The following is a 26,873-nucleotide window of genomic DNA, read 5'->3' on the forward strand; positions in this document are numbered from 1 at the left end:
TCACGCCTCCGCGGCGGGGACGGGGGCCGGCGTGCCCGGGCCGGTGTCCGGCTCGTGCGGACCCTTCGGGGCGCCGCGGAGGACGGAGTTGCCCTCGTGGGTGGCCTCAGTGCCGGTGACGTCGAGGTTCAGGCGGCCGCTGAGCCCGTAGAAGGCGACGGGGTTGCGCCACAGCACCTGGTCGACGTCGTCCTCGTCGAAGCCCTCGGCCAGCATCAGGTCGCCGACCTTGCGGGTCTTGAGGGGGTCGCTCTTTCCCCAGTCGGCGGCGGAGTTCACCAGCACCTGCTCGGTGCCATGGGCGTGCAGCAGCGCGACCATGCGTTCCTCGTCCATCTTGGTGTCGGGGTAGACGGAGAAACCCAGCCAGCAGCCGCTGTCCCTGGCCTCTTTGACGGTGGTCTCGTTGAGGTGGTCGACCAGGACGCGGTCCGGGGCCAGTGCGGACTCCCGGACGACGTCGAGGGTGCGGCGCAGTCCGGCGAGCTTGTCGCGGTGCGGGGTGTGCACGAGGGCGGGCAGGCCGTGGTCGGCGGCGAGCTGGAGCTGCGCGGCGAGGGCGGTGTCCTCGGCGGGGGTCATGGAGTCGTAGCCGATCTCCCCGACCGCGACGACGTTGTCCTTGACGAGATACCGGGGCAGTTCGTCGAGGACGGGCAGGCAGCGGGGGTCGTTCGCCTCTTTGGGGTTGAGGGCGATCGTGCAGTGGTGGGCGATGCCGTACTGGGCGGCGCGGAAGGGCTCCCAGCCGAGGAGGGCGTCGAAGTAGTCACGGAAGGAGGCGGGCGAGGTGCGCGGCTGTCCGAGCCAGAAGGACGGCTCGACGACGGCGCGGACACCGGCGGCGTACATGGCCTCGTAGTCGTCGGTGGTCCGGGAGGTCATGTGGATGTGGGGGTCGAAGATGCGCATCAGGACTCCTTGCCGTGGGGGTGGTCCGTGACAGGGGCCGGGGTGACGGACTCGGTCAGGTCCAGGACGCGGTGCAGGTCCTCGGGGACGGTGCGGCCGGCGGCGGTGCGTTCGGCGGCGTAGTCGCCCAGCATCCGGGCGAGTTCGCCGTCGCCGGCGGCGCGCCGGGGCAGGTCCGCCACATGGTCGACCGACACACCGGTGAACAGGCACTTCAGCACGGCGTGGCGCCAGGCGTGGGCGGTCAGGTGCCGGGCGGTGTAGGGGCCGACGGCGGCGCTGAGGAGCCGGGTGTCGTTGGTGCGCAGGGCGTCCTCGATCAGTGGGAGCGCGTCCGGTCCGGGGACGAGGTGGGGCAGGGCGTGCAGCACGGCCCGGCGCTCGTCGGCGGTGCCCTGGAAGTACACCCGGGTCAGGGCGTCGATGCCGGCGCGGGCCGCGTCCAGGATGAGGACACGTGCGGCGTCGGCGTGCGCGGCACCGCAGCGCCGGCCGGCTTCGGCGAGACGCAGCTCCCATACGGAGATGGGCCCGTGGATGCCGGGGTGGGCGGCGGCCTCGTCGAGGGCCTGGTCGAGCCAGGTGCGGGCGGCCGGGTCGAGGTGGGTGGTGATGTGGTGGCGGAGGTCGGCGAGCGAGGGAGTGGGGGCGGTGTGCGGGGTGGAGTGTGGGGTGCGGGTGCGGGCGTCGCCCGGGGCGGCCTCGGGGCTGCGGTCGGCGGTGCCCGGGTCGGCTGTCCCCTGGCCGGCGGTGCCCGGGTCGGCTGTCCCCTGGCCGGCGGTGCCCGGGTCGGTGTCGTTGAGGCCATGGGCGCCGTCGGTGCTCCGGTCGGTGTCCTTGAGGCCTGGCGCTGCCTGGGTGCTCTGGGTGTTCTCGGTTCTCGCCGCTGGTGTGGCGCGGGGACGGGTCATCTGGTGCTGCTCCCCTCAGGGGTGGCGGAGGGAGCGCCGTGGGGTGGCGCGGCCTGCTGGAGGGCCGGAGCGGTGGCAGGCGGCAGGGTGGCCGCGGTCCGCTCGGCGTGGCGGAGGAACGGGAGGGAGTGCGCGGCGAAGTGTGGGCCGGCGTGGGAGTGTCGGGGCAGCTCGACGACGGTCAGGCCCTGGTAGCCGGTGGCCGCGAGCGCCGCCAGGACCGGCGGGAAGTCGATCTCCCCGTCCCCGAAGGGGAGGTGCTCGTGGACGCCGCGCCGCATGTCCTCGATCTGGACGTGCCGCACCCAGGGGGCGGCGGCGCGCACGCAGTCGGCGGGAGAAAGGGGTTCGAGGCACTGGCAGTGGCCGATGTCCAGGGTGAGGCCGAGGGCTTCGGGGTCGCCGAGGGCGCTGCGGAGCCGGTGGAAGTCGGCCAGGGTGGCGAGGAGGTGACCGGGCTCGGGTTCGACGGCGAGCGGGATGCCCGCGGAGGCGGCGACGTCCAGGACGGGGGTCAGGGTCTCGGCGAGGCGTTTCCATGCGGTGTCCGTGTCGGTGTCCTCCGGGACCACACCGCCGAAGCAGTGCACCGCGTGGGCGCCGAGGTCGGCGGCGACGCGGACGGCCCGGACGAGGAGGTCGGCGCGGCGGGCCCGGTCGTCCGGGTCCGGGTCCAGCAGGGACGGGCCGTGCTTGCGGCGGGGGTCGAGGACGTAGCGGGCGCCCGTCTCGACGGTGACGCCCAGCCCGAGCGCGTCCAGCCGTTGCCCGACCCGGCGGGTGCGGGCGGCCAGGTCGGGGGCGAGCGGGTCGAGGTGCATGTGGTCGAGGGTCAGTCCGACGCCGTCGTAACCGAGGTCGGCGAGGAGGCCGAGGGCGTCGTCGAGACGGAGGTCGGCGAGACCGTTGGTGCCGTAGCCGAAGCGGAGGGAAGGAAGGGCGCCGGGCCGTGCGAGGAAAGCGCTGGGCGAGGCTTCGGGCCGGGCCGGGGCGGTACTGGGCGAGGCGCCGGGCCGGGCGGAGGCGGTGCTAGGCGACGTGGCCGGCTGGGCGTCGATGGTCGGTGAGGTCGTGGCACGGCTCTTCGGGGCATGGGCATCGGCGCTCATGTGACGCTCACCTTCTTCGCGAACCGGGCTCCGAGGGGGGCGAGCGCGGCGATGAGAAGTGCCGTGGCCGTGCCCCGGGAGCGGGCGGTGAGGGCGGCCTGGAGGGGGATGGTGGCGCGGATGCCGGCGCCGACGGCGCGCTGGGTGAGGGGAGGTGAGGGGTTCAGGGTGGCGTGGAAGTAGGGGCGGGCGGTCGTCGCGGCGTACGCGGCCGTGAGGGCGGTGGTGAGCAGCGCTCCGGAGTCCTGCCCCGGGAACCGGTCGGCCCGGAGACCTGCCTGCCTGTGCCCCGTTGCCGGCCTGTGCCCGGTTGCCGGCCGGCGGCCTCTCGGCGGCCCGCCGGAGCTGCGGCGCGTCACCAGTCGGGTCAGCAGGGCCGTCGTCGCGAGGGCCGCCAGAGGCGGCACGGGTGAGCCGCCCTGAGCCTCCTGGCGGGAGACCGTGGTGACGGCGAGGGTGTGGGTGCCGAGGAGGGCGGCGGAGGGCAGGGCCGGGCGGGTGCTGCCGCTCGTGGCCGCGGCTCCCAGGAGCAGGTCGAGGCCGCGTGCCGTGCCCATGGCCACGGGCCCGGCGGGTGTGTGCTTCAGGCCGAGGTCGTACGCCCAGACGGTCGCCGCGAGGGGTGCGGCGACGGTCAGGGCCGGGCGGCCCGCCCCGGCGGCCAGGGCCAGTCCGGCTCCGGTGAGGGCGCAGGCCGCGGTGAGGGCGGCGGCGGGCCGGATGCGGCCGGAGGGCAGGGGCCGGTGCGGGCGTTCGACGGCGTCCACGTCGCGGTCGGCCCAGTCGTTGAGGGCCATGCCGGCTTCGTACAGGCAGAGGGAGGAGGCGATGGCGAGCAGGGTGCGGGTGTTGGGGCACGCGCCGGTTGCGGCCGTGCCGGCCAGGGCGTCTCCGGGGACGCTGAAGAGGGCGGGCAAGCGCAGGAGTTCGGCCCATGCGCGGCCTCGGTGCGAGCGGCCGGGGCATGCGCAGGGGGGCGTGTCACCAGCAGTGGCCCGAGGAGCGGCGTTGGGCGTCTCGTCGGGGCATCCGCAAGGGCTTTCGCGCAGCGTCACCGTGCTTCTCCCGTCGCCTCGGGGCCGCTCACCGACCCCGCGTCACGGCCCACGCCCTCGCCTTCTCCCTGGCCTTCTCCTTCTCCCTGCCCCAGGCTCCGCCCGAACCGGATCAGTTCCTCGTACTGCTCGGACAACCCCGAGGGCCCCTCCCCCACCGGGTCCTTGAAGTAGAAGCCGAGCGCGCCGAGGGGTCCGGACAGCCCTGTCTCGTGGGCCCGGGCGGTCAGGCGGGCCAGGTCGAGGACGAGGGGTGCGGCCAGGGCCGAGTCGCAGCCCTGCCAGATGGTCTGGAGGATCATGCGGGTGCCGAGGAAGCCGTCGAAGGCGATGTGGTCCCAGGCGGTCTTCCAGTCACCGAGGGCGGGGACGTCGTCGATGTGGACCTCGCCCTCGGGGACGGTACCGAGGGTGTCGGCGAGGACGCGTTCCTTGCCCGCGTTCTTCGCCGCGGCGGCGGCCGGGTCGGCGAGGGCGGCGCCGTCGCCGCCGCCCAGCAGGTTCGTGCCGGACCAGGCCCTGACCCGCAGTGCCCGTTGCGCGAACATCGGGCCCAGCACGGCCCGCAGCAGCGTCTGTCCGGTCTTGCCGTCGCGGCCGGCGTGCGGCAGGCCGCTGCCTGCGGCCTCGGCGGCGGCGACGGGGTGGTGCATGCCTTCGGAGGGGGTGAAGTTGACGTAGGGGCAGCCCGCGCGCAGGGCGGCCAGGGCGTAGAGGGTGCTGGCCGGCAGGGGGGCGTCGGGCCCCTGGGAGGCGGGTTCGGTGGAGGCGACGTTCACGACCACGGCCCGCTCCAGGTCGTGGCGGTGGACGAAGTCGCGTATGTCGGCGGCGAAGGCCGTGATCAGCTCGGCCTGGCTCCTGGTGTCCCCGGGGGTGGGGCCGCCGGGCCTGATCTCCCGGTCGGCTGCGGTGAGTTCGGCGGTGACCGCGGTGGCGACGCCGGGTGGGAGGACGCCGCCGGCGGTCAGGGTCTCGGCGCGTTTGGGCAGGGGACAGTCGAGGGTGTCGTGCCCGCCGAAGACGAGGTCGGACAGCGCGGGCAGATCGCTGCGGGTGAAGACCGGTGTTTCGGTCACCATGCCGGTGGGCGGGTGCAGTCCCGCGGCGACGGCGGCGCAGCCGGTGACGACGGTGGTGGCGACGGAGCCTCGGGCTCCGATCAGCCACACCCCCACACGCGGTCGGGAGAGGGACGCGGACATGGGCAGCCTCCTGATCGTGCGCGAGCCCCGGGGGGAGGTGAGGAGACGGCGGGCGGGGGTCCGGCGTCCCCCGCCCGCCGCCGTTCAGTCGCCCTGTACGGGCAGTTCCTTCAACTGGATGTTGCGGAAGGAGACCTGGTCACCGGCGCCATGGTTCTGGAGGCCGATGTGGCCGTCGGTCAGGCTCCGCTGGGGGTCCTTGTTGGTGAAGTCGTTGATCTTGACTCCGTTGAGGAACACCTGGAGGCGTTCGCCCTGGACCTTGATCTCGTAGGAGTTCCACTGGCCGGGCGGCCGCAGAACCTGGTCACGGGCCTTGATGTTGGCCGACTTGAACGAGTAGACGGAGCCTGTGGTGCGGTCGGCCGCGTCCGTGGCGTCGATCTGGATCTCGTAGCCCTTGTTCACCGCGGACCAGGGGTCGTCGGAGGCCGGGAAGCCCACGAAGATCCCGGAGTTGTCGTCGCCCCGCATCTTCCAGTCGAGCTTGAGCGAGTACGACTTCAGCTCCTTGGCCTGGTACCAGAGCAGACCCATGCCGCCCTCGGACTCCAGGGTGCCGTCCTTGACGTTGAACGTGCCGGGGCCGGCCTGCTTCCAGCCGTCCAGGGTCTGGCCGTTGAAGATCTTCCGGTAGTCCTTGCTCGGCTTGCAGTCCGCCTTCACCTGGCCGGTGGCGTACTGGAGGCCGCCGAGCAGATGGGCGCGGAAGGCCTCGTCGGCGTAGGACTCCTTGGTGTGGCCGCCGCCGGTGTAGAAGGAGCGGCCGCCGCCGTAGCTCTGGCACCAGGCGATCGGGTGGTCGCCCTTCATGGTGCCGCCCTGGTAGGTGGTCTCGTCGAGGGTGGCGAGGACCTTGGCCTGCTCACGGGGGTTGGTGCGGTAGTTGTACCACTCGTCGGTGCGCTCCCAGGCGTCGTCCAGGTGCCCGGTGGACGGGTGGTCGTGGTCCTCGACGCGGACGGTGGCCTTCTGGATGGCCGGGTGCGAGTCGAAGTAGGCGCCGACGAGGCCGCCGTAGAACGACCAGTCGTATTCGGTGTCGGCAGCCGCGTGGATGCCCATGTATCCGCCGCCGCCGGCCACGTAGTTCTCGAACGCCTTCTGCTGCTCGGCGTTCAGCACGTCACCGGTGGTGGACAGGAAGGCCACGGCGTCGTACTTGGCGAGGTTGGTCGTGGTGAACTGCTTGGCCTCCTCGGTCGCATCGACCGTGATGCCGGCCGGGCCGCCGAGTTCCTTCAGCGCCGTGATGCCCGACGGGATGGAGTCGTGGCGGAAGCCTGCGGTCTTGGAGAAGACCAGGACCTTCTTGCCGCCCTTGAACGGCTCCTTGGAGAACTCGAAGTCGTCCACGTCGTACAGCGCGCCCTCGCCGCCCCTGAAGACCAGGTAGATGTCGGTGGTCTTCTTCGGCAGCGACCGCAGCGGCACGTCGACGTTCTGGAACGTCTCCCAGCCACCGGTCGGCGGGATGTAGGCCGAGCCGTGCAGGGGTCCGTCGGGCGAGCCGGTGCGCAGTTCGATGAAGCCGCCCGCGCCGCCGGAGGAGGCCCGCACGGTCATCTTCTTCTGCCCGTCGAACCGGTAGGGGGAGAAGGAGATCCAGTCGCCGTCGTTGATGTCGCCGACGGTCTTGCCGCCGTTGGCGCCGGTCTTGTCGATGACCGACACGCCGGACTGGGTGGTGAAGTGCTCGCCCTGGCGGTGCAGCGGCTGGAGCACGGTGCGGGCGGTGCCCGTCAGCGCCTCCTGGCCGTTCGCCCCGCCGTCGGTGTAGCTCGCGCCGACGACGCCGTAGATGTTGGCGTTGGGGTCGTGGCCACCGTCACCGGGGGGCGGTGTCAGGGTGCCCTCGCAGCCCATCTCGCTGGTCAGCTCGTGGGCGTGGGAGTCGTGGCCGAGGCTGTAGGAAACCTTGACCTTGGAGCAGTCGACCGTCTCCTCGGGGTCGGTGACGGTCACCTTGAACGGGACGGGCTTGCCGAACTCGGCCAGGGCGCCGTTGCCCGGGACGTCGATGCGCACCTTGGGCTCGGTGTTGCCGACGACGATCCGGACGCTGGCGTTACCGGTGTTGCCCTCGGGGTCCTTGGCGGTGAAGGTGGCGCTGTAGGTGCCGACCTTCTTGTACTGGTGGGTGGGGTTGAGGCCCTCGCCCTTGGTGCCGTCGCCGAAGTCCCAGCTGTAGGTGAGGTCGGGAGAGTCGGCGTCCTTGGCGGAGGCGGTGAACTTGACCTTCAGGCCGGCCGCGCCGGACGTCTTGTCGGCGCTGACCTCGGCGATCGGGGAGAAGCCGTCCTCGGCGTTCTCGATCCGGTACAGCGCGGAGTGCTCGTCGCCCTGGAACCAGGAGACGCCGTAGTCGAGGACGTAGAGCGCGCCGTCGGGGCCGAACTCCATGTCCATGATCTGGGTGCCGGTCCACGGGAAGTCGTTGATCTTCGCGACCGAGCCGTCGTCGTTCTGCTCGATCCGCTTGATCCAGCGGCGGCCGAACTCGCCGGCGAAGAAGTCGCCGTCGTAGGCCTCCGGGAACTTCACGCTGGAGTCGAGCTCGGGGTCGTAGCGGTAGACCGGGCCGCCCATCGGGGACTCCGAGCCGCTGCCGAACTCGGGCACGGAGCCGCCGTCGTACGGGATCCAGGCGGCCTGCGCGGGCGGCAGGTCGGTGAGGCCCGTGTTGTACGGCGAGGTGTTCTTCGGGGCGTTGCAGTCGAACGCCTCGCCGGACTCCTTGGTGGCGAAGTCGTAGTCGACGTAAGGGTCGTTGTCGCCGGTGCAGAAGGGCCAGCCGAAGTTGGCCGCCTTGGTCACCTTGGCGAACTCGACCTGCCCGCCCGGGCCGCGCTTGGGGTCGGCGGCGCCGGCGTCGGGGCCGTAGTCGCCGACGTAGACGGTGCCGGTCTTGTCGTCGACGCTCATCCGGAACGGGTTGCGGAAGCCCATCGCGTAGATCTCGGGGCGGGTCTTCTCGGTGCCCGGGGCGAAGAGGTTGCCCTCCGGGACGGTGTAGGAGCCGTCCGCGGCGACCTTGATGCGCAGGATCTTGCCGCGCAGGTCGTTGGTGTTGCCGGCGCTGCGGCGGGCGTCGAAGGCCGGGTTGCGGTTCGGCCGGTCGTCGATCGGCGTGTAGCCGTCGGAGGCGAAGGGGTTGGTGTCGTCGCCGGTCGACAGGTAGAGGTTGCCGTCGGCGTCGAAGTCGATGTCCCCGCCGACGTGGCAGCAGGTGCCGCGGGAGGCCGCGACGTCGATGACCTTCTTCTCGCTGGCCGTGTTCAGCGTGCCGTTGGCGTTCAGGGTGAAGCGGGAGAGGCGGTTGACGCCGTCGAACTTCTTGAAGTCCTCGGCCGTGCCGGTCTCCGGGGCGTCGCCGGCGGGGGTGTCGAGCGGCGGTGCGTAGTAGAGGTAGATCGCCCGGTTGTTCTTGAAGTCCGGGTCGATGCCGACGCCTTGGAGGCCCTCCTCGTCGTGGCTGTAGACATCGAGTTTGCCGGCGACCTTGGTGACGCCGCCCTGGTCGGTGAGGCGCAGTGTGCCGTCGCGCGAGGTGTGCAGGACGCTGCGGTCCGGGAGCACGGCGAGCGACATCGGCTCGCCCATCTCGGGCTCGCCCTTGGCGAGCGGCACCTGCTGGAACTGGCCCTCGGCGGCTGCCGGTTCGTCGTGCTCCGGGTGGCCGGGGTGGGCGCCGGCGACGGTGGCCGGGGTGCCGACGGCGAGGAGCAGTCCGGTGAACAGGGCGACGGTGGTGCGAAGCCCGGGACGCCTGGGGGTGGCGGTGCTTCTGGGTCTGGTTCTGTGCACGAAGTCCCTCCGGGAACGGGGTGGGCCGTACGGGTGGGTGCGAAGCGTGCGGTGCGGGCGCCGGGGTGCGCCGTCACCCCGGAGGTGCGTGTGTCCTGAACACATCAAGGACGGTAACCGGGTCCGTCCGGGGCGAACACCCCTTGCGACGGACTCGGTCGGACTTTCTCCCAGTGCGGGACAAAGTAGGATCCGCGCAGGTCGGAGGGGGGACCGGCGGTGTTGCCGGTCCCCGTCCCCGACCTGCGCCGGGAGCGTGGTTCAGCTGTTGAACGCGGCGTCGAAGGACGCGCTGGGCGGCTCGAAGTCGAAGGCCTTCAGCCGCGTCAGGGCCTCCGGCGCCCCCTGCAGACGGTCCATGCCGGCGTCCTCCCACTCGACCGAGACGGGACCCTCGTAGTCGATGGAGCGCAGCATCCGGAAGACGTCCTCCCAGGGGACGTCGCCGTGCCCGGCGGAGACGAAGTCCCAGCCGCGCCGCGGGTCGCCCCAGGGCAGATGGGAGCCGAGGCGGCCGTTGCGGCCGTCGAGGCGCTTGCGGGCCTCCTTGCAGTCGACGTGGTAGATCCGGTCGCGGAAGTCCCAGAGGAACCCGACCGGGTCGAGGTCCTGCCACACGAAGTGCGAGGGATCGAAGTTGAGGCCGAAGGCGGGGCGCCTGCCGACCGCTTCCAATGCGCGGGCCGTCGTCCAGTAGTCGTAGGCGATCTCGCTGGGATGGACCTCGTGCGCGAACCGCACGCCCTCGGCGTCGAAGACGTCCAGGATCGGGTTCCAGCGGTCGGCGAAGTCCTGGTAGCCCCGCTCGATCATCGCCTCGGGGGCGGGCGGGAACATGGCGACCAGATGCCAGATGGCGGAGCCCGTGAAGCCGATGACGGTGTTCACGCCGAAGGCGGCCGCGGCCCGGGCGGTGTCCTTCATGCGTTCCGCGGCCCGCTGCCGGACTCCTTCCGGGTCTCCGTCGCCCCAGACCGCTTCCGGGACGATCGCCTGGTGCCGCTCGTCGATGATGGCGTCGCAGACGGCCTGGCCGACCAGGTGGTTGGAGATCGCCCAGCACTTCAGGCCGTACTTGTCGAGCAGGGCCCGGCGGCCGTCGAGATAGCCGGGATCGGCCAGCGCCTTGTCGACTTCGAAGTGGTCGCCCCAGCAGGCGAGTTCGAGGCCGTCGTAGCCGAAGTCGCGGGCCAGGCGGCAGACCTCCTCCAGGGGCAGGTCCGCCCACTGGCCGGTGAACAGAGTGAAGGTGCGCGGCATCCTCGTGGCCTCCTCAGACCGCGATCGGCGTGTAGACGGAGTTCTTCTCGGCGCTCTCCTCGACCGCCGCGAGCACGCGCTGCACCTGCAGCCCGTCGGCGAAGGAGGGTTCGGGGCGGCGGCCCTCGGCGATGGCGTGGACGAAGTCGCGGGCCTGGTGGACGAACGTGTGCTCGTAGCCGAGGCCGTGGCCCGGCGGCCACCAGGCGTCCAGGTAGGGGTGGTCGGGTTCGGTCACGAGGATCCGCCGGAAACCGGCCTCCGCGCCGGGCTCGGTGGCGTCGTGGAAGGACAGCTCGTTGAGCCGCTCCAGGTCGAAGGCGAGCGAGCCGCGCTCCCCGTTGAGTTCGATGCGCAGGGCGTTCTTGCGGCCGGTGGCGTAGCGGGTGGCCTCGAACGAGGCGAGGGCGCCGGAGGGGAAGCGGGCCGTGAACAGCGCGGCGTCGTCGACGGTGACCTGTCCGGCGCCGGCGGACGTGACGGCGGACAGCCCGCTCGTGGCGCCGGTGGGCAGGGGCCGTTCCCTTACGAAGGTCTCCGTCAGCGCGGAGACGCCCGCCAGCGGCTCCCCCACCAGGTACTGCGCGAGGTCGACGATGTGCGCGCCCAGGTCGCCGAGCGAGCCCGAGCCGGCCTGCTCCCTGCGCAGCCGCCAGGTCAGCGGGAACTGCGGGTCGACCAGCCAGTCCTGGAGGTACGTCACGCGCACGTGCCGCAGCCTGCCCAGACGCCCCTCGGCGACCATGCGGCGGGCCTGGGCGGTGGCGGGAACGCGGCGGTAGTTGAAGCCGACCATCGCCACCTGGCCGCGCGCGTGGGCCTCTTCGGCCGCCAGCGCCATCGAGGTGGCCTCCTCGACGGTGTTGGCGAGGGGCTTCTCGCACAGGACGTGCTTGCCCGCCGCCAGGGCGGCCAGGGCGATCTCGGCGTGGCTGTCGCCGGGGGTGCAGATGTCGATCAGGTCGATGTCGTCCCGTTCGACGAGGGCCCGCCAGTCGGTCTCGGTGGAGGCCCAGCCGTGCCGGTCGGCCGCCGCGCGGACGGCCGCGGCGTCCCGGCCGCAGATCACGGCCTGCACGGGGTCCAGCGGCAGGTCGAAGACGCGGCCCGCGGTGCGCCAGCCCTGGGAGTGGGCGGCGCCCATGAAGGCGTAGCCCACCATCCCCACGCGCAGGGGTGGCTTCCCTGCCTCGGTCCCTTCCGACTGCTCCTGCGGCTGTCCCATACGGGTGTCCTCCTCGTCCTGGTCGGGGTGGCGCACGTGGGGGGTGCGGGGTGGCTCACTTGAAGCCGGTGGACATGTACTGGTCGATGTTGGTCTTGTCGACGACGGCCGAGTAGAGGGTGAGCGACGACGGGATCTCGAACTCGGCGAGGCCCCCGATGCCCTTGCTCTGGCCGAGGGCGCGGGCGAGGTCGATGGCCGAGGCAGCCATGGTCGGCGGGTACAGCACGGTCGCCTTGAGCACGCCGTCGTCCTGCTTGATGGCCTGGAAGGCGGAGAGCGCGCCGGCGCCGCCGACCATGAGGAAGTCGTCGCGCCCGGCCTGCTCGATGGCGCGCAGCGCGCCCACGCCCTGGTCGTCGTCGTGGTTCCACAGCGCGTCGAACTTCGACTGGGCCTGGAGCAGCTGGGCCATCTTGGCCTGGCCGGACTCGACGGTGAACTCGGCGGCCTGCCGGGCGACCTTCTTGATGTTGGGGTAGTACTTCAGGGCGTCGTCGAAGCCCTGGGTGCGCTGCTTGGTGAGCTCCAGGTTGTCCAGGCCCGCCAGTTCGATGACGCGGGCGCCGGACTTGCCCTTGAGCTTCTCGCCGATGTAGTGCCCGGCGTTGAGGCCCATGCCGTAGTTGTCGCCGCCGATCCAGCAGCGGTAGGCCTGCGGGGTGTTGAAGATGCGGTCGAGGTTGACGACCGGGATGCCGGCGCGCATCGCCTTCAGGCCGACCTGGGTGAGGGCCTTGCCGTCGGCGGGCAGCACGACCAGGACATCGACCTTCTTGTTGATGAGGGTCTCGATCTGGCCGATCTGCTGGGCGGTGTCGTTGGAGCCCTCGGTGATCTCCAGGGTGACGTCGGAGTACTTCTCGGCGCGGCTCTTGGCGTTGTCGTTGATGGCGTTGAGCCAGCCGTGGTCGGCCTGCGGTCCGGCGAAGCCGATGGTGACCTGCTTGCCGGGCTTGTCGTCGGCGGCCGGCTGGTCGTTGCCGGCCGGCTCGTCCTTGGAGTCGGACGGCTCGTTGCTCGTGCACCCCGTGAGGAGGGCACCGGCGGAGACGGCGGCGGCCCCGAAGAGCAGCCCTCTGCGGCTCGTGATCTCGGTCATGGCGGGGGAACCTTTCCTCAGGTCGTGCTCGCGGTACGGCGCTGGACCAGCACGGCGGCGACGATGATCGCGCCCTTGGCGATCTGCTGGACGTCGCTCTGCAGGTTGTTCAGGGCGAAGATGTTGGTGATCGTGGTGAAGATCAGGACACCGAGGACGGAGCCGGTGATGGTGCCCCGGCCGCCGGTGAGGAGGGTGCCGCCGATGATCGCGGCGGCGATGGCGTCGAGTTCGTAGAGGTTGCCGTTGGTGTTCTGGCCGGAGCCGGCCAGGACGATCAGCAGGAAGGCGGCGATGCCGCAGCACAGCCCGGACAGCAGGTAGAGGTAGAGCCGCTGGCGGCGGACGTCGATGCCGGCGAGCCGGGCGGCCTCCGGGTTGCCGCCGACGGCGACCGTGCGGCGTCCGAAGGTGGTGCGGTTGAGCACCAGCCAGCCGATGACCGTGACGACGGCGAACACCATGACCAGGGGCGGGATGCCGAGGACGTAGGCGTCGCGCTCCCCCAGGTCCAGGACGGACGGCACGGTGACGATCTGCGTCCTGCCGTCGGTGATCTGGAGGGAGAGGCCGCGGGCGGAGGCCAGCATGGCGAGGGTGGCGATGAACGGCACCATCGCGCCGTAGGCGATGAGGACGCCGTTGACCAGGCCGCAGCCGACTCCGACGACGACCGCCGTGAAGAGGATGCCGGCGAAGCCGTACTCCTGGGTGGCGACGGTGGTGGCCCACACGGAGGCGAGGGCGACGATCGCGCCGACCGACAGGTCGATGCCGCCGGAGACGATGACGAAGGTCATGCCGACGGTGACGACACCGATCACCGACGCCTGGGTGAGGACGAGTTGCAGGTTGCGGGTGTCGAGGAACTCGTCGGGCTTGGTGATGCCGCCGATGACGATCAGCACGGCGAGCACGCCGAGCAGGGACAGCGTGCGGACGTCGGCGCGGATCAGCAGGCCGCGCCAGGCGGGGGGCCGGGCCGGGGGCACCTTGTCGGTGCTGCTGTCCAGCGGCGGGGAGACGGGCTGCGTCATGACGCCGGGCTTCCTTCCATGACCAGGTCGAGTACGCGGTGTTCGTCGAGTTCGCGGGCGGGTGCCGTGTGGACGACACGGCCCTCGCGCAGCACCAGCACACGGTCGGCGAGGCCGAGCACCTCGGGCACCTCGCTGGAGACCAGCAGGACGGCGAGGCCCTCGTCGGCGAGCCGGCGGATGACCGCGTAGAGCTCGGCGCGGGCGCCGACGTCGACGCCGCGGGTGGGTTCGTCGAGCAGCAGCACCTTGCAACCGCGCAGCAGCCAGCGGGCGAGGACCGCCTTCTGCTGGTTGCCGCCGGACAGGGTGCGCACGGGTACGGACGGATTGTCCGGCCGGAGCGACAGTTCGCGGGTCGCGGCCCGGGCGGCACCGAGTTCGGCGCCCCGGTCGATCCAGCCGCCGCGCGAGAAGCGGGACATGGAGGAGACCGACACGTTGCGGGTGACGGACTCCAGCATCAGCAGGGCCTGCGCCTTGCGTTCCTCGGGGGCGAGCCCGAGTCCGGCCCGGACGGCGGCCCGTACGCTGCCCGGCTTCAGGGCCCTGCCGTCGACCAGCACCTGACCGGTCGTCGGTTTGCGCGCGCCGTAGACGGTCTCCAGGATCTCGGAGCGGCCCGAGCCGACCAGTCCGGCGAGGCCGACGATCTCGCCGGGCCGCACGTCGAGGTCGAGTGACTCGAACTCGCCCTGCCGGGACAGGCCTTGGACCTTCAGCACGGGTTGCGCGGACGGCGGGGAGACGGGCCGGTCCGGGAAGACGTACTCGACGTTACGGCCGGTCATCAGGGCGACGACCTCGCGGGTCGGGGTCGACTTCGCGGGGAGTCCGCCCGCGACGGCCTGCCCGTCCTTCAGCACCGTCACCCGGTCGCCGATGCGGCGGATCTCCTCCAGGCGGTGCGAGATGTAGACGACGGCGACTCCGGCGGCGGTGAGGTCGCCGACGATGCGGAAGAGGTTGTCGACCTCGTCCGGGTCGAGGGCGGCGGACGGCTCGTCCATCACGATGAGCCGCACGTCGTGGGAGAGCGCCCGCGCCATGGACACGATCTGCTGCTGCGCCGCCGACAGTTCGCCGACCAGCCGGGCCGGATCGATCTCCGCGTGCCCGAGTCGCTTGAGCAGTGCGGCTGTTGACGCCTTGGCCGTCCTGCCGCGTACGACGAATCCGGCGGCGGTCGGCTCATGCCCCAGATACACGTTCTCGGCGACCGACAGGTGCTCCACCAGGTCGAGTTCCTGGTAGATGGTGGCGATGCCGAGGCGCATGGCGGCGATCGGCGAGCGCAGCGTCACCTCCTCGCCGCGCCAGCGGATGGTTCCCGTGTCGGGCTGGTGGGCGCCGGCCAGGACCTTGATGAGGGTGGACTTGCCGGCCCCGTTCTGACCGAGCAGGCAGTGCACCTCACCGGCCTGGACGTCGAGGTCGACGCCGTCGAGGGCCCGGACTCCGGGGAACGACTTGGTGATGCCGGACATGCTGAGCAGCGGTGGTTCTGGTGCCATGCGGATTCCCCTTGGCGGACGGGCCGGTGTCAGGGCGCTTGTCGAACAGGCGTGTTCAGGGCAGGGCAGGGCAGAGCGGTGAGCTGTGCTGGTGCGGCCGTACGGAGGTGCGGGCTTACGCGGGTGAGAACAGGTGGTCGCTGATGAGCCGGGCCGCGCCGATGACTCCGGCGGTGGGGCCGAGCTCGCCCAGGACGATGGGCAGGTTGCCGGTCGCCAGGGGCAGCGACTGGCGGTAGACCTGAGTACGGATCGCGGCGAGCAGGGTGTGACCGAGGCCGGTCACCCCACCGCCGATCACCACCAGGCCGGGGTTGAAGAAGCTGACCAGGCCGGCGATGACCTGGCCGGTGTGGTTGCCGCCCTCGCGGATCAGATCGAGGGCGGTGGCGTCGCCCGCGGCGGCCGCGGCGGAGACGTCGACGGCGGTGAGGCCGCCGTTCGTCTCCAGCCGTGCGGCCAGTTCGGGCGAAAGTCCCTGCTGGGCCGCCTCCGTGGCGTCACGAGCGAGGGCGGCTCCGCTGAAGTGGGCCTCCAGGCAGCCTCGGTTGCCGCAGGCACAGGGGCGGCCGTCGGGGACGGCCTGGATGTGCCCGATGTCGCCGGCGCTGCCCGTCGTACCGCGGTAGACCTCACCGCCGACGACGATGCCGCAGCCGATGCCGGTGCCGATCTTGACGCAGAGGAAGTCGACGACGGTGCGGGCGACGCCCGCGTGCTGCTCCCCCATCGCCATGAGGTTCACGTCGTTGTCGACCATGACGGGGCAGCCGAGTTCCTGGCTGAGCGCCTCCCGCACGGGGAAGCCGTCCCAGCCCGGCATGATCGGCGGTGCCACCGGGATGCCCTCGGGGAAGCGGACGGGGCCCGGGACGCCGATGCCGGCGCCGTCGAACCCCTCCGCGAGCCCGGAGGCCCTCAGCTTCGCGGCCATGGCCAGGACCTGCTCGAAGACCGCGACGGGGCCTTCGCGCACGTCCATGGGCTGGTTGAGGTGCCCGAGGGTCTCCAGCTCGGCGTTGGTGACGGCGACGTCGACCGAGGTCGCGCCGATGTCGACGCCGAGGAGGCGCAGTTCGGGGTTGAGCCGGATGTTGTGGGAGCGGCGGCCACCGCGCGAGGCGGCGAGTCCGTCGGCCACGACCAGCCCCGTCTCCAGCAGCCGGTCCACCTCCACGGCCAGCTTGGACCGCGAGAGGTCGACCTGGTCGCCCAGCTGGGCACGGGAGTTGGGTCCGCCGTCGCGCAACAGCCTGAGCAGTCGGGCCTGGTGGGCGTTTCCGGGTCGTGCGGTCATGCGTCTCACGAGCCCCTCCCCGCCTCGATCGGCCTGTGCGCGCCGGTTTTCCGCCACGTCGGTGGCTTGCTTTCGGAGGGAACGTAGCAGCGGCTGCCGGGAGTGGGAAGAAGTCGCGCAGGAATTGCCCCCTACTTTTTCCACTCACAGGACAAAGAAGCTGACGGGTGCCCTGCCTCGCAGCTGGGCGTGGTGGCGTCACAAAGCCCCGGAGCCATGGGACCCCGGGGCTTCGGACCTACGGACCTACGGATCTATGGATCTATGGATCTATGGATCTACGGAGGAGCCACCGAGCTACTGAGTTACTGAGCCACTCAGCTACGACCGGGAACGCGCGTGGTACGAGCGGCGCGTGTGCTCGGTGTGTTCGCGCATGAGCTGGGTGGCGCGCTGTTCGTCCCGGTCGGAGACCGCGGCGATCAGCTCGCGGTGCTCGATCCAGGACTGGTGGCCGCGCCGACGCGCCACGGGCGTGTAGTACCAGCGCACGCGCCGGTCGACCTGGGCGGCGAGTTCGGCGAGGACCGCGTTGCCGGCGAGCTCCATGATCTTGGCGTGGAAGCGGGCGTTCATGGCGACGGCCCCGTCCACGTCGTCGGCCTCGACGGCCTTCTCGCCCTCGGCGCACAGTGCTTCGAGGGCGGCGATGCCCGCGCTGTTGGCGTTGGCCGCCGCGAGCCGGGCGGCCTCGGCCTCCAGGAGCGTACGGACCGTGAGGAGCTGGTCGGCCTCCTCCTCCGTCGGCTCGTGCACGAACGCGCCCTGGGCGGGCCGCAGATCGACCCATCCCTCGGTGTTGAGCCGCTGCAGCGCCTCGCGCACCGGCTGCCGGGAGACCCCGAGATGCCCGGCGAGTTCGCTCTCGACGAGATGCTGGCCGGGCTGCAGCGCACGGGTGGTGATGAGTTCGAGCAGTGCCTCGTAGACACGGTCGCGCAGCGGACCCGGGCGTTCCAGCTTGGGTACCGCCCCCTGGGGCAGGCCTGTCGACAGCATCGCGGTCCCCCTCCTCGGCAGGGCCGTGCACAGCGCGGCGCGAGCCGGTATCGCCGCAGCACCAGTATTGATTGTCTTTCGTCTACAGTCTACGGCGCACAAGAGCCAGGGCTTCGGGGAGTTGACCGCGTCACACCACGAGGGACCGGGCCGGGCTCAGGGGCAGCGCACGACCTGCCCCGCGTACGACAGGTTCCCGCCGAAGCCGAACAGCAGCACCGGATCGCCCGTGGTGAGCGCCCCCTGCTCGACCAGCTTCGAGAAGGCCAGCGGGATGCTGGCGGCCGAGGTGTTGCCGGACTCGGTCACATCGCGGGCGACGACCGCGTTGACGGCGCCGATCTTCTCCGCGAGGGGTTCGATGATGCGCAGGTTCGCCTGGTGCAGCACCACCCCGGCGAGGTCGGCCGGCTCCAGCCCGGCCCGCTCGCAGGCCCGGCGCGCGATGGGCGGCAGCTGTGTGGTGGCCCAGCGGTAGACGCTCTGCCCCTCCTGTGCGAAGCGCGGCGGGGTGCCCTCGATACGGACCGCGTTGCCCATCTCGGGAACCGAGCCCCACAGCACCGGTCCGATGGCGGGCTCGTCGGCGGCCTCGACCACCGCGGCCCCGGCCCCGTCGCCGACGAGCACGCATGTGGTGCGGTCGCTCCAGTCGGTCACCTCGGACATCTTGTCGGCCCCGATGACCAGCACCCGGCTCGCGCCCCCCGCGCGAACGGCGTGGTCGGCGGTGGCCAGGGCGTGGGTGAAGCCCGCGCACACGACGTTGAGGTCCATGGTGGCGGCCTGCGGGATGCCCAGGCGGGCCGCGACCCTGGCCGCCATGTTGGGCGAGCGGTCGACAGCCGTGGAGGTGGCGACCAGCACCAGGTCGATGTCCGCCGGGGTCAGTCCGGCGGCGGCGAGGGCCTTGGCGGCGGCGTGGGCGGCCAGCTCGTCGACCGGCTCGTCGGGTCCGGCGATGTGACGCGTGCGGATGCCCACCCGGCTCCTGATCCACTCGTCACTGGTGTCCACCAGGTCCGCCAGGTCCTCGTTGGTGAGGACCTTGGCGGGCTGGTAGTGGCCGACGGCGGCGATGCGCGAGCCGTTCATTGGGTGGATCCCCCTCGTTGCCTTGGGTAGCGGATCCACCAGTCTGATCAGTGACTCACGGGTACGACGGCAGCCAAGGCGACAGGAAACCGGCGCCGGGGTTGTCAGCTTCGGTCAGGAGCTCGGACGCCCGGACACCTGTCGAACGCCCACCCGGCGGCCCGGCCGCCACCCGCGCCCGGGCTCCTGCGCCTACCCGGTGAACAGCTGCGTCGCCTTGCGGACCAGCTCGTACAGCCCGTAGGCGAGCGGTACGCCCACCCACACCCAGGCGAGGGCGATCAGCCACCGCCGGTCCGGGCTAGGCGGACTCTGACTGCTGTCGCTCGACATGGGCGGCCTCCTTCGGGGCGGGGACGTGGTGGCGGGGGGCGACGGGCCGCACCAGTTCGTTGGCGACGAAGCCGACGACGAGCAGCCCGATCATGATGACGAACGACAGCCCGTACAGGGACGCGCCGTGCCGGCCCGCCTCCTCCTGCCGGTCGGCGATCCAGTTCACGATCAGCGGTCCGAGCACCCCGGCCGTGGACCAGGCGGTGAGCAGCCGCCCGTGGATGGCGCCGACCTGGTACGCACCGAACAAATCCTTCAAATAGGCCGGAACCGTGGCGAAACCACCGCCGTAGAAGGAGAGGATGACCAGGGCGCACAGGACGAACAGCGGCTTGGAGGAGTCCCCGAACAGGGCGATGAGCGCGTACATCAGGGCGCCGACGCCCAGGTAGACGCGGTAGATGTTCTTGCGGCCGATGAGGTCGGACGTCGAGGACCAGCCGATGCGGCCGGCCATGTTCGCCGCGGACAGCAGCGCGACGAAGCCGGCGGCGGCCGTCACCGACACCGGGGTGGAGGTGTCCGCGAAGAAGTCCGTGATCATCGGCGCGGCCTTCTCCAGGATGCCGATGCCGGCGGTGACGTTCATGCAGAGCACGATCCACAGCAGCCAGAACTGCGGTGTGCGCACCGCCTGTTTCGCGGAGACCTGCGGGCCGGCGAGGACACTGGGACCGCTCACCACGGGCTTCTCGGTGCGGGGCACCCGGACCAACAGCACACCCAGCAGCATGAACACGGCGTACGACAGCCCGTGCACCAGGAAGGCCAGTGCGATGCCGGAGCTGTCGCTGCCGAAGGACTCCAGCATCTGGGCCGACCACGGAGAGGCGATGAGCGCGCCGCCGCCGAAGCCCATGATGGCGATTCCGGTGGCCATGCCGGGCCGGTCCGGGAACCACTTGATCAGCGTGGAGACGGGCGAGATGTAGCCGATACCGAGACCGATGCCGCCGACGAAGCCGTAGCCGAGGACGATCAGCCAGTACTGCTCCAGGGACGCGCCCAGCGCGGAGAGCAGGAAGCCGGAGGAGAAGCAGAGCAGCGCGACGGTCATCGCCCAGCGCGGGCCGTTGCGCTCCACGAGGGTGCCGCCGAACGCGGCGGACAGGCCGAGCATGACGATGCCCAGCTGGAAGGGCAGCGCGCTCTGGGTGCCACTGAGACCGAGCGCGGACTCGAGGGGCGGTTTGAACACACTCCAGGCATAGGCCTGGCCGATGGAGAGATGTACGGAGAGAGCGGCGGGCGGCACGAGCCAGCGGCTCCAGCCCGGGGGCGCGACTGGGGGACTCATGAACCCCGGACGGTAGGGATCCGCACGGGAGTTGAGAAGACGCGGCGTCGACCGTATGCGGTGAACGGTATGCGGCATGCGCCGAACGGTCGGCGCACGGACCCTTGCCGCCCCAACCTCCATACTGTAGACAATATTTCGTCGACACAAACCGTCCGCGAGCCATACGCGACCCGTGGGCGGCCGGACGGCAGCCACCTCCGCGGTATCCCTCAAACCGAACGGAGTGTTCCCGTGAAAGTCGCAGTTCTCGGCGCCGGTGCCATCGGCGCCTACGTCGGCGCCGCGCTCCACCGCGCGGGCGCCGAGGTGCATCTCATCGCCCGTGGACCGCATCTGGCGGCCATGAGGCAGTACGGAGTCCGGGTGCGCAGCCCACGCGGCGACTTCACCGCGCACCCCCACGCCACCGACGACCCGGCCGAAGTCGGCCCGGTCGACCATGTCTTCCTGGGCCTGAAGGCCAACGCGTACGCGGCGTGCGGGCCGCTGATCGCGCCCTTGCTGCACGAGACGACGTCGGTCGTCGCGGCCCAGAACGGCATCCCCTGGTGGTACTTCCACCGGCACGGCGGCCCGTACGACGGCCATCGTGTCGAGAGTGTCGACCCGGACGGCGCGGTCAGTGCGGTGCTCGCGCCCGAACGGGCCGTCGGCTGTGTCGTCTACGCGGCGACCGAACTCGAAGGGCCGGGCGTCGTACGCCACTTGGAGGGCACGAGATTCTCCATCGGCGAACCGGACCGCAGCCGCTCCGCGCGCTGTCTCGCGTTCAGCGAGGCCATGCAGGCGGGCGGGCTGAAGTGCCCCGTCGAACCGGACCTGCGCAGCGACATCTGGGTCAAGCTGCTCGGCAACATCTCCTTCAATCCGATCAGCGCCCTGGCCCGCGCGACCATGCGGCAGATGTGCCTGCACGGCGGCACCCGCAAGGTCATCGAGATCATGATGACCGAGACGCTGGCGGTCGCCGAGGCCCTCGGCTGCGAGGTCGGCGTCTCCATCGAACGCCGGCTCGCCGGTGCCGAGCGGGTCGGCGACCACCGCACCTCCACGCTCCAGGACCTGGAGCGTGGCAAGCCGCTCGAACTCGACGTCCTGCTCGCGGCGGTCGTCGAACTGGCGGACATCACCGGCGTGGAGGTGCCCACCCTGCGCACCGTGCACGCCATCTCGGACCTGCTCGCGCTGAGGAGCGCCGCATGAGGAAACGCGACCGGACCCCCACGACCTACACCCGGCTCACCCACCCGCTCGTCCGTGACTCCCGCGACGAGCCGTTCCGGCAGGCCACCTGGGAGGAGGCCCTGGACCGGGCCGCCGCGGGCCTCGGGCGCAACCGCGACGCCTTCGGCATGTTCAGCTGCGCCCGCGCCACCAACGAGATGAACTACGTGGCGCAGAAGTTCGCCCGGGTCGTCATGGGCACCAACAACGTCGACTCCTGCAACCGCACCTGCCACGCCCCGAGCGTGGCGGGCCTGTCGGCGGCGTTCGGCTCGGGCGGCGGGACGTCGTCGTACGAGGAGATCGAGCACACCGACGTCATCGTGATGTGGGGCTCCAACGCCCGGTTCGCGCACCCGATCTTCTTCCAGCACGTGCTGAAGGGGATCAGGAACGGCGCCCGGATGTACGCGGTCGATCCGCGCCGGACGTCGACCGCCGAGTGGGCGGAGAGCTGGATGGGGCTCAACGTCGGCACGGACATCCCCATGGCGCACGCGATCGGCCGCGAGATCATCCACGCGGGGCTCGCGAACGAGGCGTTCATCGAACGGGCCACCACCGGCTTCGAGGAGTACAAGGCCCTGGTCGAGCCGTGGACGCTGTCGCTCGCCGAGAAGGTGACGGGCGTGCCGGCGGCGGCGATCCGCGAGCTGGCGCACGCCTACGCCCGCGCCGAACGCGCCCAGCTGTGCTGGACCCTGGGCATCACCGAGCACCACAACGGCACCGACAACGTCCGCGCCCTGATCAACCTGTCGCTGCTCACCGGGCACGTCGGCCGGTACGGCTCGGGCCTGCAGCCCCTGCGCGGGCAGAACAACGTGCAGGGCGGCGGTGACATGGGCGCGATCCCCAACCGGCTGCCCGGGTTCCAGGACATCCTGGACGCGAGCGTTCGTCTGAAGTTCGAGTCGGCCTGGGACACTCTGATCCAGCCGCACTACGGCCTGAACCTCACGGAGATGTTCGAGGCGATGGAGGACGGCACGCTCAAGGCCGTCTACTGCATCGGCGAGAACCCGGCGCAGTCCGAGGCGGACAGCGAGCAGGCCGTACGGCGGCTGAAGGCCCTGGACTTCCTGGTCGTGCAGGACATCTTCCTCACGAAGACGGCCCAGCTCGCGGACGTCGTCCTGCCGGCCACCGCCGGCTGGGCGGAGACCGACGGCACGACCACCAACAGCGAGCGGCGCGTCCAGCGCGTCCGCAAGGCCGTCACCCCGCCCGGCGAGGCCCGCGAGGACATCGACATCATCTGCGACCTCGCGTCCCGGCTCGGGCACGACTGGAAGTACGCCGACGCCGAGACCGTGTGGAACGAACTGAGGTCCGTCTCGCCCGACCACTACGGCATGACGTACGAGCGCCTGGAGGAGCACCAGGGCATCCAGTGGCCCTGTCCGAGCACGGACGGGATCGAACCGACGTATCTGCACGGGCGGTTGTGGGAGTCCGACCTGGCGCGGCGCGGCCCGCTCGCCCCGTTCGGGATCGTGCAGCACGACCCGCCCGTGGACCTCACCGACGAGCGGTACCCGGTCCGGCTCACCACCGGACGGCGGCTCGATTCGTACAACACCGGGGTGCAGAGCGGCGGTTACGCCTCTCCGCTCAGGCGCGGCGAGTTCATCGAGCTGAGCCCGGAGGACGCCGAGCGCTACGGCGTCGTGGTCGGCGAGCACGTCCAGGTGACCTCGCGGCGCGGGTCGGTGACCGCGCCGGTGTGGGTGGACACCGCGCTGCGGCCGGGGCTCGCCTTCATGACCATGCACTTCCCGGACGAGGTGGACACCAACCAGCTGACGATCGAGGCGAACTGCCCGATCGCGGGGACGGCGGAGTTCAAGGCGTCGGCGATCCGGATCGAGAAGCTGCCCATCGCGACCATCGTGGGGTGACGTACGTGGACCTGCACTTCGGTGACAGCAAACCGACGGACGAGGAGCGGGCGGCCGTCGACGCCCTGCTCGGACCTCCCGAGTCCTCCTGGGAGGGTGCCGCCCGCGACGAGATGCGAGCCGCCGATCTGAGGTGGGCGCGTGGCGGACGCGAGGCCCGGGACCGCCGCGACCTGCTGCTGCCGGGGCTGCACGCCGTCAACGACCGGATCGGCTGGATCAGCGAGGGTGCCCTCGACTACCTGTGCCGGCGGCTGACGGTGCCGCCGGCGGAGGCCTACGGGGTCGCCACCTTCTACGCCATGTTCTCTCTCAAGCCGCGTCCGGCGACCGTGCTCCACGTGTGCACGGACCTGGCGTGCGCGGCGGCCGGGGCGCCGGAGCTGTGTGCCGGGATCGAGGCGCGGCTGGGCCTCGGCAGCGGGGTGAGCGTCGAGCGCAGCCCGTGCCTGGGCCTGTGCGAACGGGCCCCGGCCGCGCTCGCGATCAAGGCCGGGGATCCCGTCCGTACGGCGGTCTCGGCGCCGGCGACCGTCGAGGAGGCCGTGCTCGCCGCGTCCTCGCCCGGCTCCGCGCCCGAGGAGCCGCCGGCCGCGCTGGCGGTGCCCCAGGCGGGGCAGGACGGGCTGATGCTGCTGCACCGCGTCGGCGTGGTCGACCCGTCGTCCCTCGACGACTACCGCGCCCACGGCGGCTACACCGCCCTGCGCCGGGCCTTCGAGCTGGGTCCCGCCGGTGTCATCCGCGAGGTCACCGACTCGGGCCTGGTCGGGCGCGGCGGCGCCGCCTTCCCCACCGGCCGCAAGTGGCAGGCCACGGCGTCGCAGCCCGACCGTCCGCACTACCTCGTCTGCAACGCCGACGAGTCCGAGCCGGGCACCTTCAAGGACCGTGCCCTCATGGAGGGCGACCCGTACGCGCTCGTCGAGGCGATGACGATCGCGGGATACGCGACCGGCGCCCACAAGGGCTACCTGTATCTGCGCGGCGAGTACCCGCGCGCCCTGCACCTGCTGGAGCACGCGATCACGCAGGTCCGTACGCGCGGACTGCTCGGCGACGACGTCCTCGGGCAGGGCTACGCCTTCGACATCGAGATCCGGCGCGGCGCGGGCGCCTACATCTGCGGCGAGGAGACGGCCCTGTTCAACTCCATCGAGGGCTACCGGGGCGAGCCCCGCTCCAAGCCGCCGTTCCCGGTGGAGAAGGGCCTGTTCGGCAAGCCGACGGTCGAGAACAACGTCGAGACGCTGGTCAACGTCCTGCCGATCCTGACCATGGGCGCCCCGGCGTACGCGGCGATCGGCACCGGGCGCTCCACCGGCCCGAAGCTGTTCTGCGTGTCCGGGAGTGTGGAGCGGCCCGGTGTCTACGAGGTGCCGTTCGGCGCGACGCTGGGCGAGGTGCTCACGCTGGCCGGGGTGCGCGAGGGGCTGCGGGCGGTGCTGCTCGGCGGGGCGGCCGGCGGTTTCGTGCGGGCGGACGAGCTGGACGTGCCGCTCACCTTCGAAGGGACGCGGGAGGCGGGCACGACGCTGGGCTCGGGGGTCGTCATGGCCTTCGACGACAGCGTGCCCCTGCCCCGGCTGCTGCTGCGCATCGCGGAGTTCTTCCGCGACGAGTCGTGCGGGCAGTGCGTGCCCTGCCGGGTCGGGACGGTACGCCAGGAGGAGGCACTGCACCGGATCGTGGAGCGCACGGGCGCCGACGCCGCGGGGGACATCGCGCTGCTGCGGGAGGTCGGCCGCGCCATGCGGGACGCCTCGATCTGCGGTCTGGGGCAGACCGCGTGGAACGCCGTGGAATCCGCCATCGACCGTCTGGGGGCGTACGAATGACCGTCACACCGCTGGGGATCCCGCGCCGCATGCTGGAGTTCACCATCGACGGCGAGGAGGCCAGGGTCCCCGAGGGCTCGACCATCCTGGACGCCTGCCGGGCGGCCGGGAAGGACATCCCGACCCTGTGCGAGGGCGACACCCTGCGCCCCAAGAACGCCTGCCGCGTCTGCGTCGTCGAGGTCGAGGGGGCCAGGACGCTGATCCCGGCCTGCTCCCGCAAGGCCGAGCCGGGCATGGAGGTCCGCACGGACACCGAGCGCGCCCGGCACAGCCGCAAGGTCGTCCTGGAGTTGCTCGCGTCGTCGGTCGACCTGTCGACGACGCCGAGGGTCGCCGGGTGGCTCAAGGAGTACGACGCGAAGCCGGACCGCTTCGGCCCGGACGCGGCCCGCCTCAACGAGGAGCCGAAGGTCGACAACGACCTGTATGTCAGGGATTACGACAAGTGCATCCTCTGCTACAAGTGCGTCGACGCATGCGGCGACCAGTGGCAGAACTCGTTCGCGATCTCGGTCGCCGGGCGCGGTTTCGGCGCCCGGATCGCCGTGGAGCACGACGCGCCGCTGACCGACTCGGCGTGCGTGTACTGCGGGAACTGCATCGAGGTGTGCCCCACGGGCGCGCTGTCCTTCAAGTCCGAGTTCGACATGCGCGCGGCGGGCACCTGGGACGAGTCGCGGCAGAAGGAGACGACCACGGTGTGCGCGTACTGCGGAGTGGGCTGCAACCTGACGCTGCACGTGCAGGACAATGAGATCGTGAAGGTCACCTCGCCGCACGACAATCCGGTGACCCACGGCAACCTCTGCATCAAGGGCCGCTTCGGCTACCAGCACGTACAGAACCGGGACTGATCAGGACATGGGACGAGTCACGGAACGACGCAAGGTGATCCGCATCCGGGACGGGGTGGTCTCCAGCCGCCCGGACACGCTCGTCGCCGAGGAGCCGATGGAGATCCGGCTCAACGGCAAGCCCCTGGCGATCACCATGCGCACCCCTGGCGACGACTTCGCGCTGGCCGCGGGGTTCCTGGTGAGCGAGGGGGTGCTGGCGGGGCAGCAGGATCTGCAGAACATCGTCTACTGCGCCGGGGCGACGGCCGAGGGCTCGAACACGTACAACGTGGTCGACGTGAAGACGGCCCCGGGCGTGGTCATCCCCGACATCACGCTGGAGCGCAACGTCTACACCACGTCCTCCTGCGGGCTGTGCGGCAAGGCCTCGCTGGACGCGGTGCGCACCACGACCCGGTGGCCCATGGCCGACACTCCCCCGGTCCGGATCTCCCCCGAGCTGCTCGCGAGCCTCCCCGACCGGCTGCGCGCGGCCCAGCGGGTCTTCGACCGGACCGGGGGCCTGCACGCGGCGGCCCTGTTCTCGGAGGAGGGCGAGCTGCTGGACGTCCGGGAGGACGTGGGCCGGCACAACGCGGTCGACAAGCTGGTCGGCCGCGCCCTGCAGAACGGGGAGCTGCCGCTGTCCCGGACGGTCCTGCTCGTCTCGGGCCGGGCCTCCTTCGAGCTGGCGCAGAAGGCCGTGATGGCGGGCATCCCCGTGCTGGCGGCGGTGTCGGCGCCGTCCTCGCTGGCGGTGGACCTGGCCGCCGAGACGGGCCTGACACTGGTGGGCTTCCTGCGGGGCAGCTCCATGAACGTGTACGCGGGTGAGGACCGGATCGCTGTGCGGGCCGCGGCCGCCCAGGGCTGAGCAGGTCCTTCCCGCGACACGGCGGCGGGGCCC

General features: G+C 71.5%; 21 protein-coding genes. 5 read left to right on the plus strand and 16 right to left on the minus strand.

Features of this window, described 5'->3' with window-relative positions:
* The 16 genes from IE153_RS03920 to IE153_RS03995 all read right to left on the minus strand — a co-directional run bounded on the left by IE153_RS03920 (nt 1) and on the right by IE153_RS03995 (nt 20,161).
* Nucleotides 1–912, minus strand: coding sequence for a TatD family hydrolase (locus IE153_RS03920; protein WP_189588340.1), 912 nt, complete (start codon nt 910–912; stop codon nt 1–3).
* On the minus strand, nt 912–1,823 hold the full coding sequence (locus tag IE153_RS03925) for an EboA domain-containing protein (protein WP_229828711.1): 912 nt from the start codon (nt 1,821–1,823) through the stop codon (nt 912–914). The genes IE153_RS03920 and IE153_RS03925 overlap by 1 nt, the downstream gene beginning before the upstream one ends.
* Nucleotides 1,820–2,932: a sugar phosphate isomerase/epimerase family protein gene (locus IE153_RS03930; protein ID WP_229828714.1), complete on the minus strand. Its 1,113-nt coding sequence runs from the start codon at nt 2,930–2,932 to the stop codon at nt 1,820–1,822. Before IE153_RS03930 ends, IE153_RS03925 begins: the two co-directional genes overlap by 4 nt.
* Nucleotides 2,929–3,987: an SCO3242 family prenyltransferase gene (locus IE153_RS03935; protein WP_438817896.1), complete on the minus strand. Its 1,059-nt coding sequence runs from the start codon at nt 3,985–3,987 to the stop codon at nt 2,929–2,931. The genes IE153_RS03930 and IE153_RS03935 overlap by 4 nt, the downstream gene beginning before the upstream one ends.
* Entirely contained in the window at nt 3,984–5,192 is a 1,209-nt protein-coding gene (locus IE153_RS03940; protein ID WP_189588341.1) for an inositol-3-phosphate synthase, read from the minus strand. The genes IE153_RS03935 and IE153_RS03940 overlap by 4 nt, the downstream gene beginning before the upstream one ends.
* 84 nt (nt 5,193–5,276) lie before the next feature.
* Complete coding sequence (locus tag IE153_RS03945) at nt 5,277–8,999, minus strand: ThuA domain-containing protein (RefSeq protein WP_189588342.1); 3,723 nt, start codon at nt 8,997–8,999, stop codon at nt 5,277–5,279.
* Between the two features lie 261 nt (nt 9,000–9,260).
* Nucleotides 9,261–10,259: a sugar phosphate isomerase/epimerase family protein gene (locus tag IE153_RS03950; protein WP_185006564.1), complete on the minus strand. Its 999-nt coding sequence runs from the start codon at nt 10,257–10,259 to the stop codon at nt 9,261–9,263.
* Between the two features lie 13 nt (nt 10,260–10,272).
* On the minus strand, nt 10,273–11,484 hold the full coding sequence (locus IE153_RS03955; RefSeq protein ID WP_189588343.1) for a Gfo/Idh/MocA family protein: 1,212 nt from the start codon (nt 11,482–11,484) through the stop codon (nt 10,273–10,275).
* A 55-nt stretch (nt 11,485–11,539) separates the two neighbouring features.
* A complete protein-coding gene (locus tag IE153_RS03960) occupies nt 11,540–12,586 on the minus strand; it encodes a substrate-binding domain-containing protein (protein WP_189588344.1) in 1,047 nt (348 codons plus the stop codon).
* Nucleotides 12,587–12,603: 17 nt separating this feature from the next.
* Nucleotides 12,604–13,623, minus strand: coding sequence for an ABC transporter permease (locus IE153_RS03965; protein WP_031105328.1), 1,020 nt, complete (start codon nt 13,621–13,623; stop codon nt 12,604–12,606).
* Nucleotides 13,620–15,137: a sugar ABC transporter ATP-binding protein gene (locus IE153_RS03970; RefSeq protein ID WP_189588345.1), complete on the minus strand. Its 1,518-nt coding sequence runs from the start codon at nt 15,135–15,137 to the stop codon at nt 13,620–13,622. Before IE153_RS03970 ends, IE153_RS03965 begins: the two co-directional genes overlap by 4 nt.
* Before the next feature lie 115 nt (nt 15,138–15,252).
* Nucleotides 15,253–16,434 (minus strand): ROK family transcriptional regulator, encoded by a 1,182-nt coding sequence (locus tag IE153_RS03975; protein WP_189588346.1) that lies wholly within the window; start codon nt 16,432–16,434, stop codon nt 15,253–15,255.
* A gap of 321 nt (nt 16,435–16,755) precedes the next feature.
* Nucleotides 16,756–17,433, minus strand: a complete 678-nt coding sequence (locus IE153_RS03980) for a GntR family transcriptional regulator (protein ID WP_189588347.1) — start codon at nt 17,431–17,433, stop codon at nt 16,756–16,758.
* A 156-nt stretch (nt 17,434–17,589) separates the two neighbouring features.
* Nucleotides 17,590–18,528 (minus strand): beta-ketoacyl-ACP synthase III, encoded by a 939-nt coding sequence (locus tag IE153_RS03985; RefSeq protein WP_189588348.1) that lies wholly within the window; start codon nt 18,526–18,528, stop codon nt 17,590–17,592.
* 192 nt (nt 18,529–18,720) lie between these two features.
* Nucleotides 18,721–18,861 carry an MFS transporter small subunit gene (locus tag IE153_RS03990; protein ID WP_167526639.1) on the minus strand — a complete coding sequence of 47 codons (141 nt, stop codon included), beginning with the start codon at nt 18,859–18,861 and terminating at the stop codon, nt 18,721–18,723.
* On the minus strand, nt 18,830–20,161 hold the full coding sequence (locus tag IE153_RS03995) for an OFA family MFS transporter (protein ID WP_189588349.1): 1,332 nt from the start codon (nt 20,159–20,161) through the stop codon (nt 18,830–18,832). Before IE153_RS03995 ends, IE153_RS03990 begins: the two co-directional genes overlap by 32 nt.
* 234 nt (nt 20,162–20,395) lie before the next feature.
* Here IE153_RS03995 and IE153_RS04000 point away from each other — a divergent pair, with 234 nt between their 5' ends.
* The 5 genes from IE153_RS04000 to fdhD are packed head-to-tail and all read left to right on the plus strand — an operon-like array spanning nt 20,396 to nt 26,840.
* Nucleotides 20,396–21,367, plus strand: coding sequence for a 2-dehydropantoate 2-reductase (locus IE153_RS04000; protein ID WP_189588350.1), 972 nt, complete (start codon nt 20,396–20,398; stop codon nt 21,365–21,367).
* Complete coding sequence (locus IE153_RS04005) at nt 21,364–23,289, plus strand: molybdopterin oxidoreductase family protein (RefSeq protein WP_189588351.1); 1,926 nt, start codon at nt 21,364–21,366, stop codon at nt 23,287–23,289. Before IE153_RS04000 ends, IE153_RS04005 begins: the two co-directional genes overlap by 4 nt.
* Before the next feature lie 5 nt (nt 23,290–23,294).
* Entirely contained in the window at nt 23,295–25,127 is a 1,833-nt protein-coding gene (locus IE153_RS04010; RefSeq protein ID WP_189588555.1) for an NAD(P)H-dependent oxidoreductase subunit E, read from the plus strand.
* Nucleotides 25,124–25,984, plus strand: a complete 861-nt coding sequence (locus IE153_RS04015; protein ID WP_189588352.1) for a 2Fe-2S iron-sulfur cluster-binding protein — start codon at nt 25,124–25,126, stop codon at nt 25,982–25,984. The genes IE153_RS04010 and IE153_RS04015 overlap by 4 nt, the downstream gene beginning before the upstream one ends.
* 7 nt (nt 25,985–25,991) lie before the next feature.
* Nucleotides 25,992–26,840, plus strand: coding sequence for a formate dehydrogenase accessory sulfurtransferase FdhD (fdhD, locus tag IE153_RS04020; RefSeq protein WP_189588353.1), 849 nt, complete (start codon nt 25,992–25,994; stop codon nt 26,838–26,840).
* The last annotated feature ends 33 nt before the right edge of the window (nt 26,841–26,873 follow it).

The organism is Streptomyces massasporeus, assembly GCF_014648995.1.
Taxonomy (GTDB): Bacteria; Actinomycetota; Actinomycetes; order Streptomycetales; family Streptomycetaceae; genus Streptomyces; species Streptomyces massasporeus.

Bases quoted from the DNA above. Each gene is read 5' to 3' on its own strand.
- IE153_RS03920 (WP_189588340.1), bottom strand. From the start codon at position 912: ATGCGCATCTTCGACCCCCACATCCACATGACCTCCCGGACCACCGAC.
- IE153_RS03925 (WP_229828711.1), bottom strand. From the start codon at position 1,823: ATGACCCGTCCCCGCGCCACACCAGCGGCGAGAACCGAGAACACCCAG.
- IE153_RS03930 (WP_229828714.1), bottom strand. From the start codon at position 2,932: ATGAGCGCCGATGCCCATGCCCCGAAGAGCCGTGCCACGACCTCACCG.
- IE153_RS03940 (WP_189588341.1), bottom strand. From the start codon at position 5,192: ATGTCCGCGTCCCTCTCCCGACCGCGTGTGGGGGTGTGGCTGATCGGA.
- IE153_RS03950 (WP_185006564.1), bottom strand. From the start codon at position 10,259: ATGCCGCGCACCTTCACTCTGTTCACCGGCCAGTGGGCGGACCTGCCC.
- IE153_RS03955 (WP_189588343.1), bottom strand. From the start codon at position 11,484: ATGGGACAGCCGCAGGAGCAGTCGGAAGGGACCGAGGCAGGGAAGCCA.
- IE153_RS03960 (WP_189588344.1), bottom strand. From the start codon at position 12,586: ATGACCGAGATCACGAGCCGCAGAGGGCTGCTCTTCGGGGCCGCCGCC.
- IE153_RS03965 (WP_031105328.1), bottom strand. From the start codon at position 13,623: ATGACGCAGCCCGTCTCCCCGCCGCTGGACAGCAGCACCGACAAGGTG.
- IE153_RS03970 (WP_189588345.1), bottom strand. From the start codon at position 15,137: ATGGCACCAGAACCACCGCTGCTCAGCATGTCCGGCATCACCAAGTCG.
- IE153_RS03975 (WP_189588346.1), bottom strand. From the start codon at position 16,434: ATGACCGCACGACCCGGAAACGCCCACCAGGCCCGACTGCTCAGGCTG.
- IE153_RS03980 (WP_189588347.1), bottom strand. From the start codon at position 17,433: ATGCTGTCGACAGGCCTGCCCCAGGGGGCGGTACCCAAGCTGGAACGC.
- IE153_RS03985 (WP_189588348.1), bottom strand. From the start codon at position 18,528: ATGAACGGCTCGCGCATCGCCGCCGTCGGCCACTACCAGCCCGCCAAG.
- IE153_RS03990 (WP_167526639.1), bottom strand. From the start codon at position 18,861: ATGTCGAGCGACAGCAGTCAGAGTCCGCCTAGCCCGGACCGGCGGTGG.
- IE153_RS03995 (WP_189588349.1), bottom strand. From the start codon at position 20,161: ATGAGTCCCCCAGTCGCGCCCCCGGGCTGGAGCCGCTGGCTCGTGCCG.
- IE153_RS04005 (WP_189588351.1), top strand. From the start codon at position 21,364: ATGAGGAAACGCGACCGGACCCCCACGACCTACACCCGGCTCACCCAC.
- IE153_RS04015 (WP_189588352.1), top strand. From the start codon at position 25,124: ATGACCGTCACACCGCTGGGGATCCCGCGCCGCATGCTGGAGTTCACC.
- fdhD (WP_189588353.1), top strand. From the start codon at position 25,992: ATGGGACGAGTCACGGAACGACGCAAGGTGATCCGCATCCGGGACGGG.